Source organism: Sulfitobacter sp., assembly GCF_041552635.1.
Lineage (GTDB): Bacteria > Pseudomonadota > Alphaproteobacteria > Rhodobacterales > Rhodobacteraceae > Sulfitobacter.
The window spans coordinates 1-18,904 of the sequence record NZ_JBFEKM010000077.1 but is presented as its reverse complement, the minus strand read 5'-3'; the positions used below and the strand labels follow the sequence as shown (position 1 = coordinate 18,904).

Here is an 18,904-nt window from a genome sequence, read left to right as displayed (position 1 = left end):
CTGCATCAATCGGCGTCGCAATGCGCCATAGTGCAGTTGCTATGAACTGCTTATGAGAGGAGCCACCCAATGCATGTTACAACAATGGGCCTTGATCATTGACCGGCAGGGTATTGCGCAGCAATGTCCCGAGAGGGGTGGCTAAGAACGTTTTTCAGGTCCACGGTATTGATGATAATGGAGAGATTGCATTCAACCGTGCTTTACGGCGGGCGCAAGTGTTGGCATTTTTTGAACGCCTTGAGCCATGTTTGGTTGGTATTGAAGCTTGTGGAGCCATCCACACAGGACAAAGCTGCCTTCAGCCCAACAAATTCGAACTGCAGCTTTTTGACTTTGAAATCTCCTATCGCTCACTTCGAATAAGTTGAAACTTCGTCTCTGAAAGTACAGCCACGCCTTCCATAGCAATCTGATATGTCGCCAATATTTGGTCAAGAAATTCAGTGGGAACACAGTCTTTGAAGATAATTGCCTTCTCACAATCGACTTGTGGACACATCAGGATCCCAAAGTTAGCGTGGGGAAAGTGTACGGCTACACCCTGCCGCTTGGTTGACAGTGAGCGGAAATAGCTGAGTCCATAAGCGCCGTAAGGTGCGCTTCCCATCTGAAGAGCTGTAGCTTCATTCGCATTAATGCTAAAAACTTGATTTCCAGTATCCCATTCGCTCTTGAATTCGTAGGCGAACACACTGTCTGGCCCACCGCCAATCAGCCCCGTATTGGCGAAGTGATGCTCCAGATAAACCTCAATGTGGAAATGCCCAACCTCAGGAAGGGTCTCATCATCTATAACTTCGCGGAATGCATGGCGCATTCGCTGTTTCAACGGCACTGAAGCGTCAAGTTTGTGCAATGATGTCTGATACTTGTTGAAGGCTGGTTGACTCCCAATCCACGCGTTCTGCTGATCTACGTGGACACTACCACCCTTGATCAAAGTGATTCTGGGTGATCTTTCAACTGATTCACAAAGAATGAACTCACATGCCAGGCCGGATTCATTGTGAACTTTGCAAAGTTATATGACTAAACAAGGCGTGTCCCACTCTCGTATATTGCTGTCCATGAAATTTTTCAGAAATTTCGTTGCGTGAAGGGAGTTCCCAGCGAAAGAAAGACAGATATGGGGATGAAGTATTACAGTTTTGAGCAACCCACCAACCATATCATTTTGACGAAGTGAGCGCTCATTTACGGTGCCAAAGCTATCGATGACTTTGGAGTCTGATTGGACGAAGACTTCGTGATCTTCCTTTCGGCAAACGACAAGCGTGATGCGAACTCTCCTACTGATAACGTTGTTTTGCTTTTATCCGGCACCCAACAGCAATTGCCTTACAAGCTCGTGTCTTGAAGTTCAGCGTATATCAATGTGGCTTGGGAAGCGGCGGAGGCGTCTATTTGACCAAAGCTATTATCGGCCGATCGCGCAGAGAAAGTCAAAGTGGGCTCGAAGCGAACCTTGGATACTTTTGCAAGCAGAGGGCAGGTAACTCCGCCCTCCGTCCACTCAGCCCAACTGCACCAGCGCATGCCGCTTCTTACCCGCGCTCAGCTTGATCGGGGAGGCCAAGGCGGTCGCGTCAATCATCATGCCGGCATCGGTCAGCGGCTCGTCATTGATCCGCGCGCCATTTTCCGAGATCAGGCGCTTGGCCTCTTTCCCGGAACCCGCGAGACCCGATTTTACGATCAACTGAACGATGGACATGCCGTCACCGATCTCCTCAGCGCTGAGCGTCAGGGTTGGTAGATCGTCCCCGATACCGCCTTTTTCAAAGACCTCACGGGCGGTCGCCTCGGCTGCCTTGGCCGCATCTTCACCGTGCAGCAGGGTCGTTACCTCGTTGGCAAGGCGGATCTTGGCCTCGTTGATCTCAGACCCTTCAAGCGCGCCCAGACGGTCGCATTCGTCAATCGGCAGTTCGGTGTACAATTTCAGGAAACGGCCCACGTCAGCGTCAGTCGTGTTGCGCCAGAACTGCCAGAACTCATAGGGTGACAGCATGTCAGGGTTCAACCAGATCGCGCCGGATTGCGATTTACCCATTTTTTTGCCGTCAGATGTGGTCAGCAACGGCGACGTCAGGCCATAGACTTCGCCATCGATCACCCGGCGGGTCAGGTCGATACCGTTAACGATATTGCCCCATTGATCCGATCCGCCCATTTGCAGGATACAGCCATAGCGGCGGTGAAGCTCCATGAAATCATAGGCTTGCAGGATCATGTAGTTAAACTCGAGGAAAGAAAGCGACTGTTCGCGGTCAAGCCGTGACTTTACGCTTTCGAACGACAGCATCCGGTTGATCGAAAAATGCCGCCCGATGTCGCGTAGAAAATCGAGGTAGTTCAAACTGTCCAGCCATTCGGCGTTGTTGACCATCTGTGCGTCAGATGGACCGTCGCCATAGGTCAGGTAGGCGCTGAACACTTTTTTAATGCCGCTGATGTTGTCGTCGATCTGTTCAGGCGTCAGCAGGGGGCGCTCGTCCGCGCGAAACGACGGGTCGCCCACCTTGGTGGTGCCGCCGCCCATCAGGGTGATCGGCTTGCCGCCAGTCTTTTGCAGCCAGCGCAACATCATGATCTGGATCAGCGATCCGACATGCAGGGACTTGGCAGTCGCATCAAATCCGATATAGCCGGGTTGCGCGCCCTTGAGCAGCGCCTCGTCAAGGCCTTGATAATCCGTGCAGTCGGCAAGAAAGCCGCGCTCCATCATGATGCGGATAAATTCGGATTTGGGGTGGTATGTCATGGCGCTTGCCCTCAGCTTGGGTGGTGGTGCACTCTATAGGTGCTGAGCAGACAAAGGAAAAGGCCATGAATAAGGCCCATGGAAATCGGATCGCAAAAACCGGCGTGCTGCGGGCCGCTGGCGCGATGAGCGGCACGTCTCTGGACGGGGTCGATGTGGCTGTGATCGACACGGATGGCCACGATATCATGGGCTTTGGTTCGTCGGGATACCGCGAATATACGGCCGATGAACGCAAAGTGATTGCTGCAGGTTTCGGCAAGTGGTCTGGCGCAGAGGTGCAGGCGGCAACACAAGTGATCGAGGCCGCGCATCTGGAGGTCTTGCGAGATTTTACGGATGTGGATGTGATCGGTTTTCACGGTCAGACCCTGGCCCATGCGCCACGCCAACAGGGCACATTGCAAGTTGGCGACGGTGCCGCCTTGGCTGATGCGCTGGCCACGCCTGTGGTCTGGGATTTTCGCAGTGCTGATGTGGAGCTGGGTGGCGAAGGTGCGCCCTTGGCCCCGTTCTTCCACCACGCCTGTGCGCGCTATGCGGGGCTGACCGGACCCGTGGCGTTCTTGAATTTGGGCGGTGTTGGCAATTTGACATGGGTTGATCCTGCCATTGCGCAGCCCCATGCAGATGGGGCGTTGCTGGCGTTTGATACGGGCCCTGCAAATGCGCCGATCAACGATCTGATGCAGTCGCGGCTGGGGCTGGCCTATGACAAGGGGGGCGCGGTTGCGTCGAAAGGGACGGTGGAAACCGGCGCGCTTGAGCTGTTCCTGGCAGAGCCATATTTCGCAAGAATGCCGCCGAAGTCACTGGACCGTAACGATTTTGCCGAAATGGTGGCGCTGGTGGGCGAACTGTCGGATGCCGATGCCGCCGCCACCCTGACTGCCATGTGCGCCGCTGGCGTGGCCGAGGCAATGGAACATTGCCCGCGCTTGCCGGACCGTGTTTTGGTCACGGGCGGCGGGCGTCATAACCCGGTGTTGATGGAGATGCTGGCCGTCAGCCTTGATTGCCCCGTGGCCCCCATCGAGGACATCGGGTTGGACGGTGACATGCTTGAGGCGCAAGCTTTCGGCTATCTGGCGGTTCGCGTGGCCCGTGGGCTGCCCACATCGTGTCGCAGCACAACTGGCGTGCGCGCAGCAGTGGGCGGCGGAACTGTTAGCATACCTACAATCTTCAATCTATAAACGGCAGCGTTGAAGAAGAAATATCGCAGCGATCCGGCGGGCTAAGGTGTTTATCCGGCTTGCATTTCCCGCCTCGGTAGCGGTGGCGGCAGTTTGTGGCCGCTGTGCGCATGAACGCGGCGTTCGGGGCCCCCAAAAGCACCATCCAGCTAAGCCTGAAAGCGCCCAAAGGCGATCCTGACATGATCCGGATCGGTTTTAGAAAGGTCTCGTTGCTGACGCGTATCAACGGTTAAGCCGCGTCCTGATTGGATGCGGCAGGGGGATACCACGCCAATCACGAAATCACCAAGCCACAAAAAAGCGCGCAATCCTGCGCGCTTTTCTTGTTTTTGTAACCAAAGGATGGGTGCTGGCTCTGCGGCTTAGCCCTTGAGAATCGAGCGGCCCGCATATTTTGCTGTGATGCCAAGCGCCTCTTCGATCCGGATCAGCTGGTTGTACTTGGCCAAGCGGTCCGACCGCGACAGCGACCCGGTTTTGATCTGACCACAGTTCGTGGCAACAGCAAGATCGGCAATCGTAGTGTCTTCTGTCTCGCCCGAGCGGTGGGACATCACGTTGGTATAGCCTGCGCGGTGTGCCATTTCGACGGCTTGCAGGGTTTCGGACAGGGTGCCGATCTGGTTGACCTTGACCAGCATGGAATTGGCGCAGCCGCGCTGGATGCCATCGGACAAACGGGCAGGGTTGGTGACGAACAAATCATCGCCCACCAGCTGGATCTTGTCACCCAGACGTTCTGTCAGAAGCTTCCAGCCGTCCCAGTCATCTTCGGACATGCCGTCTTCGATCGAGATGATCGGATAGTCGGCACACAGCGCTGCCAGATAGTCGACATTTTCCGCGCTGCTCAGCTTTTTGTGCTCGCCGGACAGGACATACTGGCCCTCTTCGTAATATTCGGTCGCGGCACAATCGAGCGCGAGATAGATTTCCTCGCCCGGCTTCAAACCGGCTTTTTCGATGGCTTTCATCACAAAATCAAGCGCTTCGCGGGTGGAGCTGAGGTTGGGCGCAAAGCCGCCTTCGTCGCCGATACCGGTCGAAAGCCCTGCGGCGGTCAGTTCTTTCTTGAGGGTATGGAACACCTCGGCACCCATGCGGATGGCCTCGCGGATGTTGTCCGCAGCGACCGGCATGATCATGAATTCCTGAATATCAATCGGGTTGTCCGCGTGTTCGCCACCATTGATGATGTTCATCATCGGGACAGGCAACATCCGCGCAGACGTACCGCCGATATACCGAAACAACGGCTGAGAACAGTAATCCGCAGCGGCTTTGGCAGCTGCAATGGACACGCCAAGGATCGCGTTGGCCCCCAGACGTTCCTTGTTGTCGGTACCGTCCAGTTCGATCATGATACCGTCGATTTCGACCTGCTCAGTCGCGTCGATGCCTACCAGTGCCTCGGCGATTTCACCGTTCACTGCCGCGCAAGCTTCCAGCACACCTTTGCCCATATAGCGGTCTTTATCGCCATCGCGACGCTCCATGGCTTCGTAGGCACCGGTCGATGCACCCGACGGCACGGCTGCGCGGCCCATGGTGCCATCTTCAAGTGTTACGTCGACCTCAACGGTGGGGTTGCCCCGGCTGTCCAGAATTTCGCGGGCGTGGATGTCGATGATGGTGCTCATGGTCTGATTATCCCTTTGCGGATGGCGGTTTGGCGGTGTTTAGCGTGATCATGGGAGGATGAAAAGCGCTTCAACCCGCGAGTTTTACTTTGCGTTCACGCCATACCGTATAGATGCCTGACGCCACAATGATGGTTGCGCCAACATAGGTCAGCATATCCGGCCGTTCGCCAAAGATGGCGATGCCGACGACCATGGCAAACAGCAAGCGGGCATAGCGGAATGGCGTCACAAAGCTGATTTCGCCCACGCGCATGGCCGCGACGATGCCGTAATAGGCGACCATGCCGATGGCGAGGGCAGACGCCATATAGACACATTGCAGGCCCGTCATGGCGACAAAAGAAGTGCCCGTGCCCAGCATGTACAGCAGGCTGGCGGGAACGAGGGCGATAAAAGCGAGAAAAGACAGCTGGAAGCTTGACGTGCTTTTGGGCACGCGCCGCGTTGCCAGATCACGCATCGACAAGCCAAAAACCCCCAAAACGGCCAGAAGCGACAGAGCCTGAAAGCTTTCCATGCCGGGACGGATGATCAAAATCACACCGAACAGGCCGACCAAAATCGCGCTCCACCGGCGCCAGCCGACAGGATCGCCCAAGAAAAGAGCCGCCCCGAGAGTTACAACCAACGGCGTGGCTTGCAAGATCGCAGATGCAGATGAAATCGGCGTCAGTACGATTGCAGACACGAAAGCCAGCGTTCCAACGATTTCACCCAAAGCCCGCAGCAGGATCGGCGGGGTCAGCATTGCGCGTTCAAACAGGGGCTGTTTTTTGGCAATCATCAGACCGCCAAAGCAGATTGATCCGCCGACCCCGAGCACAAAGATAATTTGCCCGATGGGGATCTCGGATCCCATCAGCTTGATGAACATATCCTCGATCGCAAAGCCCAACATCGATAAAACCATAAGAATGGCGCCGCGCAGATTGTCCATTTGGATGCCTCGGATGACTGAATTGGTCTGACCCATGCCGATTTGCCGGGTGATGCGCAAGGGCGCGGGGTATCGGTCGCCAGTATCTGGTCGTTTGGCGCGCCCGGTGCTAGCACGGTGGAATGAAATGGCCCAATCCCTCGTCTGATCTGATCACAACCGCTTTGACCGTTGCCGTTGGCGCGATTGGCGCGCTGATCGGCTGGGCTGTGGGGGCACCGATATATCTTTTGATCGGCCCTGCGGTGTTGGTGTCACTGGCCGGGCTGGCGGGGCTGAAGATGGGCATTTCGCTCTCGGTGCGCAACGCGTGTTTTGTGGTCATCGGGCTGGCCGTCGGGGCGGGGTTCGACCGCAGCGCATTGGATGCGATGATCCGCTGGCCCTTGGCTTTTGTCGTTGTTGTACTGTTGATCTGGGGGATGCTCGCGCTTAGCCGCTGGTTGCTCAGTCGGTATTTCGGGTTTGACCGACGCTCGGCGCTCTTGGCAGCGGCCCCGGGCCACCTAAGCTTTGTTCTCGCCATGGCGGCTGAGGCGGGGGATAATGTGGTGCGCGTATCGACGACCCAATCGGTGCGCCTGTTGTCTCTGACCTTGGTGGTGCCGTTTGTGGCGCTGTCGATGGGGGTTGATCTGGGCGGATCTATCGTACCGCAGGGGGCATTGATGGGCGCGGGGCTGACCGTGGTGTTGCTGGCATTTGGCGTCGGGGCAGGGCTGCTGCTTGGTCGGTTGAACGTGCCTGCACCGATGTTGATCGGCCCGATGCTGGTGTCGGCACTGGGGCATTTGACGGAAATCGCGCCGGGGGTTTTACCCATATGGCTTGTGTTGCCAGCCTATCTGGTGTTGGGCGCGCTGATCGGGACGCGGTTTTCCGGCGTCAGCATGGACGATCTTGGCAAGGGGCTGGCGGCAGGTCTTGCGGTGACCGGTGTAGCCGTCGGGCTGGCATTGCTGGCGGCGGTTCCGGTCGCACTGGCCCTTGGGGTGCCCTTGGCCCATGTTCTGGTCGCCTTTGCGCCAGGGGGATTCGAGACGATGATCGCCATGGGCGCAGTCCTTGGCGTTGTACCGGGGTTCGTCGCGGCCTGTCATATGATGCGGATCTTTGTCCTAAGCGTGCTTTTGCCGCTGATGCTGGCGCGCAGCGACCCGCGTTAGGCAAGTTTTCGGCGCGGCGGTTGACTTTGCCCGCCAAAGCGCCCATTTGACCCTCAAGCGATGTCTTCTGCCGCGTGAGCAGTCAGCCCTTTGACCATCCGGTCATCATCTTGCTGAGAGAAAAGGCCGCCGATGTTCCCAAAATCACGCGTGGGGCCAAACGCAACAGACAGGGTGTTGGCATTAGGCTGGCCCCTGCGATCTGCTTTGCGTCCCTCGCGGTTTAGCCCCAATTCGGGGTGCCGCGTGATTTAGACGGGTCCGGCGCTTGTGCTGTGGCCCTCGGAAAGACGACAGAATATGAGCGATTTTGAAATGATGGGCCTGCCACGCCGTTTGGTCAAAGCATTGACCAACATGGGCATGACAGACCCGACCCCGATCCAGAAACAAGCGATCCCCCATGCCATGAACGGCCGCGACGTGATGGGCCTTGCCCAGACCGGCACCGGTAAGACGGCGGCATTTGGCGTCCCTTTGGTTGCCCAGATGCTGGAAATGGAAGCCCGCCCCGAACCGCGCACCGTGCGTGGCCTTGTGCTGGCACCGACCCGCGAACTGGCCAACCAGATCATGGAAAACCTCAAAGGGTTCTGCGAAGGCACGCAGTTGAAAACGATGATGGTCGTGGGCGGTCAGTCGATCAACCCACAGATCAAACGGATGGAACGCGGCGTTGACCTGTTGGTCGCCACGCCGGGTCGTTTGCTTGACCTGATGGACCGTCGCGCAGTGCTACTGCACAAAACCACGTTTCTGGTGCTGGACGAAGCGGACCAGATGCTTGACATGGGCTTTATCCATGACCTGCGCAAAATCGCGTCCGTCCTACCCAAAGAACGCCAGACCATGTTGTTTTCGGCGACCATGCCCAAGCTGATGAACGAAATCGCCAACAGCTATCTGATCAGCCCGATCCGTATCGAGGTATCGCCTCCCGGCAAGGCTGCCGACAAAGTGACGCAAGAAGTCCACTTTATCGCCAAAGCCGAAAAGAAAGCCCTGCTGATCGAACTGCTGGGCAAGCACACCGAAGAACGCGCATTGGTCTTTGGCCGTACGAAACACGGCTGTGAAAAGCTGATGAAGGACTTGGTCAAAGCTGGTTTCAAAGCCGCCTCAATCCACGGCAACAAAAGCCAGGGCCAGCGTGACCGCGCGATTGAATCCTTCAAAAAAGGCGAGATCACCGTGCTGGTCGCCACAGATGTGGCCGCACGTGGTTTGGACATTCCCGATGTAAAGCACGTCTATAACTACGAATTGCCCAACGTCCCCGACAACTATGTTCACCGCATTGGCCGCACGGCCCGCGCGGGCAAAGACGGGGCAGCGATTGCATTCTGCGCGCCTGACGAGATGGGTGAACTCAAGGACATCCAAAAGACCATGAAAATCTCGATCCCGGTGGCCTCTGGCCGCCCATGGGAAGCGATGGAAGAACCCGCCAAGCCAAAGGGCCGTGGGGGGCGTGGCCGCGGTGGCCGTCCGGGTGGCAACGCAGGCGGCGGCCGTCCCGGTGGCGGCGGTGGTGCTGGCAAACCCGCAGGCGAGGGCGCATCGCGTCGCCGTCGCAAACCCAGTGGTGGCGGCGCGCCCGGCGGTCAACGCGCGGCGTGAACCTAACCTTTCGAAAACTGACGCTTGGCGTCCTTTACTTCGCGGTGGCGCTGCTTGTTGCAGTGCCACCCGTGGTGATGATGGCGTCAATCACCTCTTGCACTGACGCGCCCTGTGCGGTCACCTCGCGGCAGTTCTTCACTGCGGACGCAGCTCTGATGTGGTTATTGCCCTTTAGCATCGCAGCCGTACTCTTGGCGCTGGCCTTTAAGCTGAAGAACCGCCGCTAATCATTTCCAAATGGTCTAAAATCCTCGCCCGCAGGGCGAAACCGGCAACAGGGGCTGCAAATGCTACGGTGCCGGTGCAGACGCCGCGCCTTCTTGGCCGCGTACGACCCGCCCCAAGACCAGCATCAGACCGAACCCGATCGCAGCCAGCACAACCACAGCGGCAATCAGCGGGGTGATCGTGCCGTTGAACAACAACCCGACGGGCGATGCGATAAGAGCGGCCAGAACGGTCGACACAGCCCCGATCACCGATGCTGCCATGCCCGCGATATGGCCCAACGGCTCCATCGCGAGGGCATTCAGGTTCCCCATAACCAAGCCTGCTTGGAAAAACAGACATGCCTGCCAGACAAGGAAAAAGTAAAATCCGAATGGTTCGGGCAGATCCCCTAAACCAAGGCCAAGCATAATGCCTGACAGGATAATCTGCGCCCCCAGCGTAATCGTTACCAACCGCTGCATGCCATACCGGACGACCAAAAGCGCGTTCAACAAGCTGGATGTGCCGGACACGATCGCGATGACCCCGAACCAGAACGGAAAACTGGCCGCACGGTCATAGACTTGATCATAGATCGGCTGCACCAGCATCAGCGTCGCAAAGAGGATCGCCATCGCCAGCGTCTGCACCATAATCGACAGGCAGACCATCGGATTGCTGAACACTTCTTTCAGCGCGCGCCACAACAAGGGCAACCGTAACGGCCGTCTGTCTGATTTGGGCAAGGTCTCGGGCAGACGCGCCCACAGCCACACCATCAAAATCACCGCAAACACGACGAAAGCCGCGAAAATCCCGCGCCAGTTGGAAAAGCTGACAATCACGGCACCAATGGCAGGGGCAAAGGCGGGCACGATCACAAAGATCATCATCACAAAAGACATGATCTTGGCCATCTGACGCCCCGAAAACAGATCGCGGATGATCGCGAGGGAAACGACCCGCGGGCCAGCGGCCCCGATGCCCTGAACCACGCGCGCAGCCAACATCACCTCAAGCGATTGGCTGGCCCAAGCCACAAATGTGGCGGCAATATAAAGGGCAACCCCGGCATAAACCACATTCTTGCGCCCGAATGCATCAGACAGCGGCCCCATGAAAAACGTCCCCAGCCCAAGGCCAAGGACGAAAGACGTCAGGATCAGCGGCACTCGTTCCGGCGTCGCAGGGGCCAGATCTGCGGCAATCTGGGGCAGGGCGGGAAGCATCGCGTCGGTAGAAAAGGCGATGGTCGCGAACATCATCGCAATCAGCGCGATAAACTCAGTGCGCCCCATCTGAAAATCAACTTTTTCCGATTGCATAGGGGCCGCTCCGCAGATTTCGGGCACCCAAAGTGCCCGTTCGGCCAACGTTTAGCGGGCAGGCCCCGACAGTACAATTGCCAAGAACGCACATCAACTGTGAAGCAGCGCTGCCTCAGGCGGACTTGGCCATCGGTTCGACCCAAGTGGGGGGCAACTCCGAAGGAAAGTGAACGACTTGCACAATCTCGTTCAACGCATCGCAGCTGGGTTCCATGCCATTTCTGACTGCGAAAACCGCGATGTCATAGTTCACAATGTCGGTCAGCCGCTGGTCCCAGCTTTCAAGCGCGATCACACGCGACACAAAGCGGCAGCTTTCGAGCACGGCGCGCCGCGCCGAGAATGACGCCTTTGCCGGATGTTCCATCTGAGCGCAAAATGCGTCCGTGGCACAGCCGACGATCAAGTCACTGCCAAGGGCGGACAAGCGGCCAAGCCAGCGCGCGTGATCTGCGCTGAAGCCGTCAAAGCAGCCATAGGTCAGCACACTGCGCAGGGGCGGCGCGCAAACCTTCCTGACTTCTGTCACCGACAGCGCAGATGTCACGCCAAAGCTTGGATTTGCCTGTGCCGATCGGGCAGCCCCAAAGGCTGCTTTTCTTCGATGTATCATTATGCCCGCTCAATATTACCCAGGGTCTGCGCCCTATTATTGAGGTGATTCTATGCGGGCTTCCCCGCAAAAGCAAAGCGTTTCTGACACTATTGTCCCGACAGGCTTGGCGTCAGGCTTTGGCGCGCAGTTCGGCCAGTACATGCGTCCACAACTCTGGCGGCTGCGCACCGGGTACGGCATGCTGGCCCGCGACGATAAAGGTCGGGACCGAATTGATCCCCATGCTGCGGCTGTGAGCATCGCGGTCGCGGATCGACTGGACGTCGGCATCGCTGGCCAGCAGCCGCGAGATCAGCGCTGCATCCAGCCCGATCCCGTCCGCAATATCGGACAGCACTTCGAGGTCGCCAATATCGCGCGCCTCGACGAAATAGGATTTGAACAAGGCCGACACCGCCGCTGTCTGACGCCCCTCGATCCCGGCCCAATGGATCAGACGATGCGCGTTCAGGGTGTTTGGCGTGCGTTTCATGTCTTCGAAATTGATGGTCAGCCCGGCATTTTTGGCATGTTCGACAACGGGTGCATAGGCTTTGACGGCTGCTTCCTTCCCGCCAAACTTGCCTTCCAGATAGGCGCGGCGGTCCATGCCGCCCTCGGGCATATCGGGATTCAGCTGAAACGGATGCCATTCGATGATAAAAGGGTGGTCAGGTTCGGCGCTTAGCGCGCGGTCCAGATGCGCCTTGCCGATATAGCACCACGGGCAAATCGGGTCGGACATGATATCAAGTTTAACGGTATCGGTCATTTTTGCGCCTCATAGGCCGCACGCAACGCGCGTCGCAGCAATTTGCCGTTCGCACCCATGGGCAGCTCCGGCACGTGAACATAAAGGCGCGGCTGTTTATAGCGCGCCAAGTTATCTTGTGCATAAAGCGCCAGGGCAGCATCGTCCAGCGCGGTATCTGCCGTATAAAAGGCAGCGATTACGGTGACATCGGCGCGCACGGTGACTTCGGTGGCCCCGACGGCGGTAATGCCGGGAAATTTGGCAAGGCTTTGTTCGACCTCAATCGGGGATACGCGAAAGCCACCCGCATTCATCATGTCGTCATTGCGCCCCAGATAGGTGATCTGGCCATCCTCGCCCATCACCCCCTGATCGCCGGTCATGAACCAGTCGCCTTGATACTTGGCGGCAGTCTGGTCCGGCGCGCCAAGATACCCCAGCATCAGTCCCGGATCGCTTTTGTGCACAGCGATTGTGCCTTCGGTCCCGTTTGGCACAGGGCCATCGTCGCCGACCAATGCAATGTGACGGCCATTTTGCGGTCGTCCCAAGGTGCCCGGCCGTGCCGGAGTAGTGGGCGAGGCCGAGATAAACGTAGAACATTCCGACATGCCGTAAGCTTCGAATATCGGCAGGCCAGTGGCCGCATTCCACCCATGGCGCAGGCTTTCGGGCAGCTTTTCCCCGGCACTTAACCCATGGCGCAAATGGGGCAGGTCCAGATGGCTGTGGTGCTTGAGGATCTGGCGGTACACCCCTGGTGCAGCTGCAAATATCGTCGCCTGATACTGTTGCATCATCCCGGGCAGCGCGGCGGGCGGGATGCCTGCGGCAGGGATCAACGCGGTCGCGCCCATTGTCCATGGGTCCATCAGGCCTGTGCCCAACGTATAGGTCCAGTTGAACGCGCCTGCATGCATGACGCGGTCGTCTGCCCGCAGCCCGTACCAGCCGTCAAACATCATCTGCCGCGCCCAGATCGCGCGATGCGCATGCATCACCGCGCTGGGTTTACCCGAAGTTCCAGATGTATAGATGATATAGCCCAGCCGGTCCGGATCCCCCATGTGCCAATCCGCAGGGGGCAGATCGCGCATGGCACGCAGGGCATCCAGCGTCACCGTCTGCGCGGAGTCGGGGCATGCCACATCGGGATCGCGCAAAATCGCTTTGGGGCCAAGCGTGGTGATCATCGACGCGACCTCGCCTGCGGTCAACGCCGCCGCTGTGGGGACCGGCACCAGACCAGCAGCCAGCGCGCCCAGATAGGCCAGCGGGAAATCCACAGTATTGCCCAAGCGCATCAATACAATGTCGCCCGGTTCCAGCCCTAATGCCAATAGCCCCGTCGCCGTCCCCCGAACGGCAGCCTCCAACGCGGCAAAGCTCCAATCCTCGGATCCCTGCGGCCCGACCACACAAAGTGCTGTTTTATCCCCAAGCGGTGTTGCCTGCGCCATCACATGGGCAGCCATATTGAACGGGGCGGGGCAGGGTTTGAACCCGTGTGCAGCTAAGATGGATGTCATGGCCCATCGCTAGCGTGACCTCTGACCCGTTGCAAGCCACATGGAGGGGCGCTAGAAGCAAACGCATGTCCGATGAAGCCCCCAAATCGATGATCCAGATCGCCCGCGAAAGCGGCGAGGCGGAAACCGCACCCCCCGTTGACCTAGGTGCGCGGGTCCGCGAGCTGCGCAAAGCGCGCAACTGGACGCTGGAACAGGCCGCTAATCAAGCAGGGTTGGCGCGGTCAACCCTGAGCAAAATCGAAAACGGGCAAATGTCGCCCACCTATGATGCGCTGAAAAAGTTGGCGACCGGGCTTGAAATCTCGGTGCCGCAGCTGTTCACACCACCCTCGGCGGGCCAGATCAACGGGCGCATGGCGGTCACCAAATCGGGCGAGGGTGCCGCCAAAGCCACCACAACCTATGAACATGAACTGCTGGCCGATACCTTGCGCAAAAAGCAGATGCTTCCTTACCGTGCCCGCATCCGTGCGCGCAAAATGGAAGAATTCGATGGCTGGGTCCGCCACGACGGCGAAGAGTTTCTGTATGTGCTGACAGGTGTCATTCAGCTTTACACTGAATTCTACGAACCCGTTGAAATGCGCCGCGGCGACAGCGCCTATTACGACGCGACCATGGGCCACAACGTGGTTTCGACCAGCGAAGAAGACGCGACCATACTTTGGGTCACCTCGCTCACGTAACCCGCAGCCCGATCTTCATTTTGCCTGTTAAACTCTCCCCGAAGGGCCGTTCAGCCTCGCGCGCTCAGGGCAGCGGTTTGGCTGTACCCCGCGAAAATCAGCGGTTGGGATCAATCCACCAGACCTCGGGCATATAGTTTGGCCCATCGCCGTAAAGCGGCACGTGGTCGGGATATTTCAGAGCTGCGATATGCGCGATGCGATCCTGGGTGAATTGCCAAAACGGAATCACATACCGCCCCGCCGTCAACACACGGTCCAGCGCACGGGTTGCAGTGGTAAACTCTTGCGTGCTTTTCGCCCCGACCATCCGGTCAATCAGCGCATCAATCGCGGGTGATTTCACCCCCATCAGGTTGCGGCTGCCGGGTTGGTCTGCGGCCTCGGACCCCCAGTAATAGCGCTGTTCGTTGCCCGGGCTCAGTGACAATGCGCGGCGAAAGATCGCCATGTCGAAGTCGAACTCGTTGTTGCGCGCCACGAACTGCGCGTCATCCACGGCATCTACTGTGGCCTCTATCCCCAACCGCTTGAGCGCTTGGATATAAAGCTCGGCGATGGCCATGTTTTCAGTGCTGCCCTTGGACAGCAAGATGGCAAAACTCAGCGGTTTGCCGGCGTTGTTGCGCATGGTGCCGTCTTGCGCGGTAAACCCTGCGTCTTCCAGCGCCTGCATTGCAGCGCGAATTCCTGCACGGTTGCGTGCCGATCCGTCGGACACAGGCAGGGCATAGCCCTGTATCGTGCCTTCGGGCAAAATGTCTTTGAAGGGGGCCAACATTTCGGCCACTTCGGCGTTGGCAGGCCCCGGTTCCATCGCGAGTGGAGAATTCGAAAAATAAGACGTGATGCGTGGCTGCGACCCCCCGGTCAGAGTTTCATTGATATATTCAAAGTTGAACGCGGCAATCAGCGCCTCGCGCACGCGGATATCGTCAAAAGGTGCGCGCCGTGTGTTCATCACAAAGCCGGTCATGCCCGACGGTTTCTGGTGCTGGAAGGTAGATTTTACCACATCGCCGCGCTGAACGGCCGGAAAATCATATTGCGTGGCCCAGGTTTCGGCGTTGAATTCCCGAATGGCCGAGATTTCCCCCGCCTTGAACCCTTCAAACAGGACGTTGGCGTCACCGTAAAAATCCAGTTTGATCTGGTCGATGTTGTGGGTGCCTTGGCGAATGGGAACGTCTTTGCCCCAATAATCAGCATTGCGGGTCAGGGTTACCTGACGCCCTGCTTGATAATCGGTGACAGTATAGGGTCCGCTGCCCATTGGAATGTCGGCAAGCGGTGCATTGGCGAAATCACGTCCATCCCATTGGGCTTTGCTCAGGATCGGGCGCATGCCAGCCAAAAGCGCCAGTTCGCGGTTTTCGGTGTTAAACGTCATCCGCACATTGCGCGGTCCGGTTTGTTCCAGAGCTTCGATTTGTGCCCGCAGCCCATGATAGCGCGGATGGCCTTCGCTCCCAAGCAGATCAAAGCTAAAGATCACGTCCTCGGGGGTCACGGGTGTCCCGTCCGCGAATCGTGCCTCGGGCCTAAGGGTGAATTCCACCCACGAACGGTCCTCTGCGACGTCTATCGATTCGGCCAAAAGACCGTAAAGTGCAAAGGGTTCGTCCCAAGATCGCCCCATCAAGGTCTCGTGGGTAAAAAAAGCGAGCTGCCACGGTGCGGTGCCTTTTCGTACGAAAGGATTAAGGCTGTCAAAGCCGCCGGTGTTGCCCAGTACGATCGCTCCGCCCTTGGGCGCATCGGGGTTGGCATAAGGCAGCGACACAAAATCCTGTGGTAGCGCAGGGGTGCCATACATAGATATCCCGTGCACCGGTTCCGCTTGCGCGCTGCCGAAGCAAAGAATCAGTGAAGAAACTGCCGCAACTGCCCGACAGCTTTGGAAAAAATATGAAGCCATTTTCGAAACAATCCTGCTCTGCCCTTGTTTTATTGGTCGAAGTCTTAACGGCGCAAGCAGGGGTTATCAAACTTTAAGCTTGGATTGCGCCGCCATATTGCGTATAAAGATCTCACTGCTCGATAGGTTTCTTGCCTGTATGAAACCTGCCTCAATAACTTAACGTCCGCTTCGTGCGGACGTTTTTTTTTGCCACGAGTGTCAGCAGATTTCGGCCAGAACCTTGGGGGCCACCAAAGCTTTACCCATTTTCTTTGCAGACGCGGCGCTGCATGATGCAGTCGCAGAAACCGCAGGAGAAGACTATGGCCTATAGCATCGATCTAACTGGAAAAACCGCCGTCATCACGGGTTCAAATTCGGGCATTGGCCTTGGGGTCGCCTGGGGGCTGGCGCGCGCAGGGGCGGACGTTGTGCTGAATTCCTTTACTGACCGGGATGAGGACCACGCACTCGCGGAAAAAATCGCGCAAGAAACCGGTGTCAAAGCACGCTACATCAAAGCAGACATGTCAAAGGCGGACCAATGCCGCCAGTTGATCGAGGATGCAAAGGTCTGCGATATATTGGTCAACAACGCGGGCATCCAACACGTTGCCCCCATCCCCGATTTCCCAATGGAAAAATGGGATGCGATTATCGCCATCAACCTGAATTCGGCATTTCACACCTCGGCAATCGCCTTGCCAATGATGCGCGCCGCAGGCTGGGGCAGGGTCATCAATATCTCGTCGGCCCATGGTCTGACCGCATCGCCCTACAAATCCGCCTATGTCGCGGCCAAGCACGGGATTGTCGGGCTGACCAAAGTCACAGCACTTGAAACAGCCAAAGAGCCGATCACCTGCAACGCCATTTGCCCTGGATATGTCCTGACCGATATCGTGGAGAAACAAATTCCGGACACGATGAAGGAATATAGCATGACCCGCGAAGAGGTGATCAAGAACGTTATGCTTGAACGCCAACCCAGCAAGGAATTTGCCACGGTCGAACAATTGGGCGGCACGGCGACGTTCCTGTGCTCGGATGCTGCAGCGCAAATTACGGGCACAACGCTCAGCGTTGATGGCGGCTGGACCGCGCTTTAAGAATTTAATGCCTTCGGCGAGGATATTTAAGATCCAGAGAAAATGGGACCGCCTCTATTCCTTCTCTGGCTCTTAAATATCCTCGCCGAAGGCTTCAGTTTTCTCGATCTCGCGCGGCGTTTTTACATCTGGGCGATACAGTTAACCCGCAGGCATCCCCAGTTTATTCATTCCCCTTCGAGCCCGACGCGCGCAACCACGCCTAGATTGTCCGGACAGATTTCGATCGGCTACATCGACATGGTCGATTAGCGCTATTCTGTGATCTTGGATAGATGTCCGGTTAGCGGCTGGACTATTCAGGTGGTGTGTCTGAATTCTTGTCTACGGGCAAAGGCCGATCTGGCGGGTAAACAAGCCCGGCTGAAATAACCAGTTTCGCCGCGTCCTCTACGGACATGTCCAGTTCTATGATGTCGCTTTGCGGGAAGAACAGCAAGAAACCCGAAGTGGGGTTGGGCGTGGTTGGTACGAATACGCCGACCAGATTGGTATCCGCTCCGTTTCTTCTGCCAATTTCGCCCTTCGCCGGGATTGAGATAAACCCAAGCGCCCAAGAGCCTTTGCGGGGGTATTCCACCATGCAGGCAGTTTCAAAGCTGCGCTCTGACTGGGCAAAGATCGTTTCGGAGATTTGTTTGATGCCCGAATAGATTGTGCGCACGACAGGGGTGCGTTGCACCAGCCCTTCGGCAAAGCGGATAAAGGACCGTCCAATGATGCCTTTGGCAAGCCAGCCGATGATGATCGTGAACAGCAGGAAAATTATCACCCCGATGCCGCGCACGTTGATTTGTGACGACGGGTCGAGCCCGAAATAGGTCTGGACCAATCTGTCGGGGTGGTAGGCCAAGGGGACCATGGGCAGTACGATCCCGTCGATCCAGCCTACCACGCTCCAGATCAGCCACATGGTCAGACCGACGGGGGCAATCACCACCAGACCCGTCAGAAACGATGCACGCAGCCGCGCAAACATCGTGCGACGGGGCAAAGGTGGCGTGGGAGGCGTGAAATGCGTGTTCATGTGGGCGCTTTTTTCCGAAATAATCAGTAAACACCAGCTAAGAGCTTTGTGGTGCAGCTACAATGGAGGATGCCAGATTTTTGGGCGCAATCCTGTCAGGGCAACAGGGCCTCCGAAATTTTAGACGCCAGTTGCGCGTTATTGCGCACCAGCGCGATGTTTGCCGTCAGAGACCGGCCTTCGGTCAGTTCAAATATGCGTTGCAGCAGAAAGGGCGTGACGGCCTTGCCGGAAATGCCTTGTTGGTCAGCGTCGGCCTGCGCGCGTGCAATGATCGGTGCCAGATCTGCGGCGGGGATTTCATCTTGAGCAGGGATCGGGTTGGCCACCAGCTGTCCGCCCGGCAGGCCCAGCAGCGCGCGGGTTTTGTGCGCGGCGGCAATCTGTGCAGGATCATCCATGCGCAAGGGCGATTGCAACGGCGAGGT

At 57.6% G+C, this 18,904-nt stretch carries 18 protein-coding genes; 7 read left to right on the top strand and 11 right to left on the bottom strand.

Annotated features, from left to right (window positions below):
* Positions 1-346: 346 nt before the first annotated feature.
* Together ABYT07_RS10835 and tyrS are read right to left on the bottom strand one after the other, a co-directional pair.
* A complete protein-coding gene (locus tag ABYT07_RS10835; RefSeq protein ID WP_372991579.1) occupies positions 347-820 on the bottom strand; it encodes a hypothetical protein in 474 nt (157 codons plus the stop codon).
* A 696-nt stretch (positions 821-1,516) separates the two neighbouring features.
* A complete protein-coding gene (gene tyrS, locus ABYT07_RS10830) occupies positions 1,517-2,767 on the bottom strand; it encodes a tyrosine--tRNA ligase (RefSeq protein WP_372991577.1) in 1,251 nt (416 codons plus the stop codon).
* Between the two features lie 65 nt (positions 2,768-2,832).
* Here tyrS and ABYT07_RS10825 point away from each other — a divergent pair, with 65 nt between their 5' ends.
* Both ABYT07_RS10825 and ABYT07_RS10820 read left to right on the top strand, forming a co-directional pair.
* Entirely contained in the window at positions 2,833-3,963 is a 1,131-nt protein-coding gene (locus tag ABYT07_RS10825) for an anhydro-N-acetylmuramic acid kinase (RefSeq protein ID WP_372991575.1), read from the top strand.
* A 95-nt stretch (positions 3,964-4,058) separates the two neighbouring features.
* Positions 4,059-4,199, top strand: a complete 141-nt coding sequence (locus ABYT07_RS10820; protein WP_372991573.1) for a hypothetical protein — start codon at positions 4,059-4,061, stop codon at positions 4,197-4,199.
* 129 nt (positions 4,200-4,328) lie between these two features.
* Here the strand turns inward: ABYT07_RS10820 and eno are convergent, their stop codons facing one another.
* Together eno and ABYT07_RS10810 are read right to left on the bottom strand one after the other, a co-directional pair.
* On the bottom strand, positions 4,329-5,606 hold the full coding sequence (gene eno / locus ABYT07_RS10815; RefSeq protein WP_372991571.1) for a phosphopyruvate hydratase: 1,278 nt from the start codon (positions 5,604-5,606) through the stop codon (positions 4,329-4,331).
* A 70-nt stretch (positions 5,607-5,676) separates the two neighbouring features.
* Entirely contained in the window at positions 5,677-6,546 is an 870-nt protein-coding gene (locus tag ABYT07_RS10810) for a DMT family transporter (RefSeq protein ID WP_372991569.1), read from the bottom strand.
* A gap of 122 nt (positions 6,547-6,668) precedes the next feature.
* On the opposite strand from ABYT07_RS10810, the gene ABYT07_RS10805 reads away from it, so the two are divergent.
* The 3 genes from ABYT07_RS10805 to ABYT07_RS10795 all read left to right on the top strand — a co-directional run bounded on the left by ABYT07_RS10805 (position 6,669) and on the right by ABYT07_RS10795 (position 9,562).
* On the top strand, positions 6,669-7,712 hold the full coding sequence (locus tag ABYT07_RS10805) for an AbrB family transcriptional regulator (RefSeq protein WP_372991567.1): 1,044 nt from the start codon (positions 6,669-6,671) through the stop codon (positions 7,710-7,712).
* Between the two features lie 300 nt (positions 7,713-8,012).
* Entirely contained in the window at positions 8,013-9,332 is a 1,320-nt protein-coding gene (locus ABYT07_RS10800) for a DEAD/DEAH box helicase (RefSeq protein WP_372991565.1), read from the top strand.
* Positions 9,329-9,562 (top strand): hypothetical protein, encoded by a 234-nt coding sequence (locus ABYT07_RS10795; RefSeq protein ID WP_372991563.1) that lies wholly within the window; start codon positions 9,329-9,331, stop codon positions 9,560-9,562. Before ABYT07_RS10800 ends, ABYT07_RS10795 begins: the two co-directional genes overlap by 4 nt.
* 63 nt (positions 9,563-9,625) lie before the next feature.
* Here ABYT07_RS10795 and ABYT07_RS10790 read toward each other — a convergent pair whose 3' ends face one another.
* From ABYT07_RS10790 to ABYT07_RS10775, 4 genes are all read right to left on the bottom strand, one after another.
* On the bottom strand, positions 9,626-10,870 hold the full coding sequence (locus ABYT07_RS10790) for a multidrug effflux MFS transporter (protein ID WP_372991561.1): 1,245 nt from the start codon (positions 10,868-10,870) through the stop codon (positions 9,626-9,628).
* A 115-nt stretch (positions 10,871-10,985) separates the two neighbouring features.
* Positions 10,986-11,486: a hypothetical protein gene (locus ABYT07_RS10785; protein WP_372991559.1), complete on the bottom strand. Its 501-nt coding sequence runs from the start codon at positions 11,484-11,486 to the stop codon at positions 10,986-10,988.
* Between the two features lie 112 nt (positions 11,487-11,598).
* Positions 11,599-12,240, bottom strand: a complete 642-nt coding sequence (locus ABYT07_RS10780) for a DsbA family protein (RefSeq protein WP_372991557.1) — start codon at positions 12,238-12,240, stop codon at positions 11,599-11,601.
* On the bottom strand, positions 12,237-13,751 hold the full coding sequence (locus ABYT07_RS10775; protein ID WP_372991555.1) for a class I adenylate-forming enzyme family protein: 1,515 nt from the start codon (positions 13,749-13,751) through the stop codon (positions 12,237-12,239). The genes ABYT07_RS10780 and ABYT07_RS10775 overlap by 4 nt, the downstream gene beginning before the upstream one ends.
* Before the next feature lie 65 nt (positions 13,752-13,816).
* Here ABYT07_RS10775 and ABYT07_RS10770 point away from each other — a divergent pair, with 65 nt between their 5' ends.
* A complete protein-coding gene (locus tag ABYT07_RS10770; RefSeq protein ID WP_372991553.1) occupies positions 13,817-14,440 on the top strand; it encodes a helix-turn-helix domain-containing protein in 624 nt (207 codons plus the stop codon).
* A 97-nt stretch (positions 14,441-14,537) separates the two neighbouring features.
* Here the strand turns inward: ABYT07_RS10770 and ABYT07_RS10765 are convergent, their stop codons facing one another.
* Positions 14,538-16,256: an extracellular solute-binding protein gene (locus ABYT07_RS10765; RefSeq protein ID WP_372991551.1), complete on the bottom strand. Its 1,719-nt coding sequence runs from the start codon at positions 16,254-16,256 to the stop codon at positions 14,538-14,540.
* A gap of 419 nt (positions 16,257-16,675) precedes the next feature.
* Here ABYT07_RS10765 and ABYT07_RS10760 point away from each other — a divergent pair, with 419 nt between their 5' ends.
* The gene (locus ABYT07_RS10760; protein ID WP_372991581.1) at positions 16,676-17,449 is read left to right on the top strand and encodes a 3-hydroxybutyrate dehydrogenase; all 774 of its coding nucleotides are present in this window, start codon (positions 16,676-16,678) and stop codon (positions 17,447-17,449) included.
* Between the two features lie 295 nt (positions 17,450-17,744).
* Here the strand turns inward: ABYT07_RS10760 and ABYT07_RS10755 are convergent, their stop codons facing one another.
* On the bottom strand, positions 17,745-18,476 hold the full coding sequence (locus ABYT07_RS10755) for a DUF502 domain-containing protein (protein ID WP_372991549.1): 732 nt from the start codon (positions 18,474-18,476) through the stop codon (positions 17,745-17,747).
* A gap of 95 nt (positions 18,477-18,571) precedes the next feature.
* On the bottom strand, positions 18,572-18,904 hold a 333-nt coding region (locus tag ABYT07_RS10750; protein ID WP_372991547.1), incomplete at its 5' end, for a pseudouridine-5'-phosphate glycosidase.

Excerpts from the sequence above, each read along its gene's own strand:
- ABYT07_RS10835 (WP_372991579.1), bottom strand. The coding sequence starts at position 820 with ATGCGCCATGCATTCCGCGAAGTTATAGATGATGAGACCCTTCCTGAG.
- tyrS (WP_372991577.1), bottom strand. The coding sequence starts at position 2,767 with ATGACATACCACCCCAAATCCGAATTTATCCGCATCATGATGGAGCGC.
- ABYT07_RS10825 (WP_372991575.1), top strand. The coding sequence starts at position 2,833 with ATGAATAAGGCCCATGGAAATCGGATCGCAAAAACCGGCGTGCTGCGG.
- eno (WP_372991571.1), bottom strand. The coding sequence starts at position 5,606 with ATGAGCACCATCATCGACATCCACGCCCGCGAAATTCTGGACAGCCGG.
- ABYT07_RS10810 (WP_372991569.1), bottom strand. The coding sequence starts at position 6,546 with ATGGACAATCTGCGCGGCGCCATTCTTATGGTTTTATCGATGTTGGGC.
- ABYT07_RS10805 (WP_372991567.1), top strand. The coding sequence starts at position 6,669 with ATGAAATGGCCCAATCCCTCGTCTGATCTGATCACAACCGCTTTGACC.
- ABYT07_RS10800 (WP_372991565.1), top strand. The coding sequence starts at position 8,013 with ATGAGCGATTTTGAAATGATGGGCCTGCCACGCCGTTTGGTCAAAGCA.
- ABYT07_RS10790 (WP_372991561.1), bottom strand. The coding sequence starts at position 10,870 with ATGCAATCGGAAAAAGTTGATTTTCAGATGGGGCGCACTGAGTTTATC.
- ABYT07_RS10785 (WP_372991559.1), bottom strand. The coding sequence starts at position 11,486 with ATGATACATCGAAGAAAAGCAGCCTTTGGGGCTGCCCGATCGGCACAG.
- ABYT07_RS10780 (WP_372991557.1), bottom strand. The coding sequence starts at position 12,240 with ATGACCGATACCGTTAAACTTGATATCATGTCCGACCCGATTTGCCCG.
- ABYT07_RS10775 (WP_372991555.1), bottom strand. The coding sequence starts at position 13,751 with ATGACATCCATCTTAGCTGCACACGGGTTCAAACCCTGCCCCGCCCCG.
- ABYT07_RS10770 (WP_372991553.1), top strand. The coding sequence starts at position 13,817 with ATGTCCGATGAAGCCCCCAAATCGATGATCCAGATCGCCCGCGAAAGC.
- ABYT07_RS10765 (WP_372991551.1), bottom strand. The coding sequence starts at position 16,256 with ATGTATGGCACCCCTGCGCTACCACAGGATTTTGTGTCGCTGCCTTAT.
- ABYT07_RS10755 (WP_372991549.1), bottom strand. The coding sequence starts at position 18,476 with ATGAACACGCATTTCACGCCTCCCACGCCACCTTTGCCCCGTCGCACG.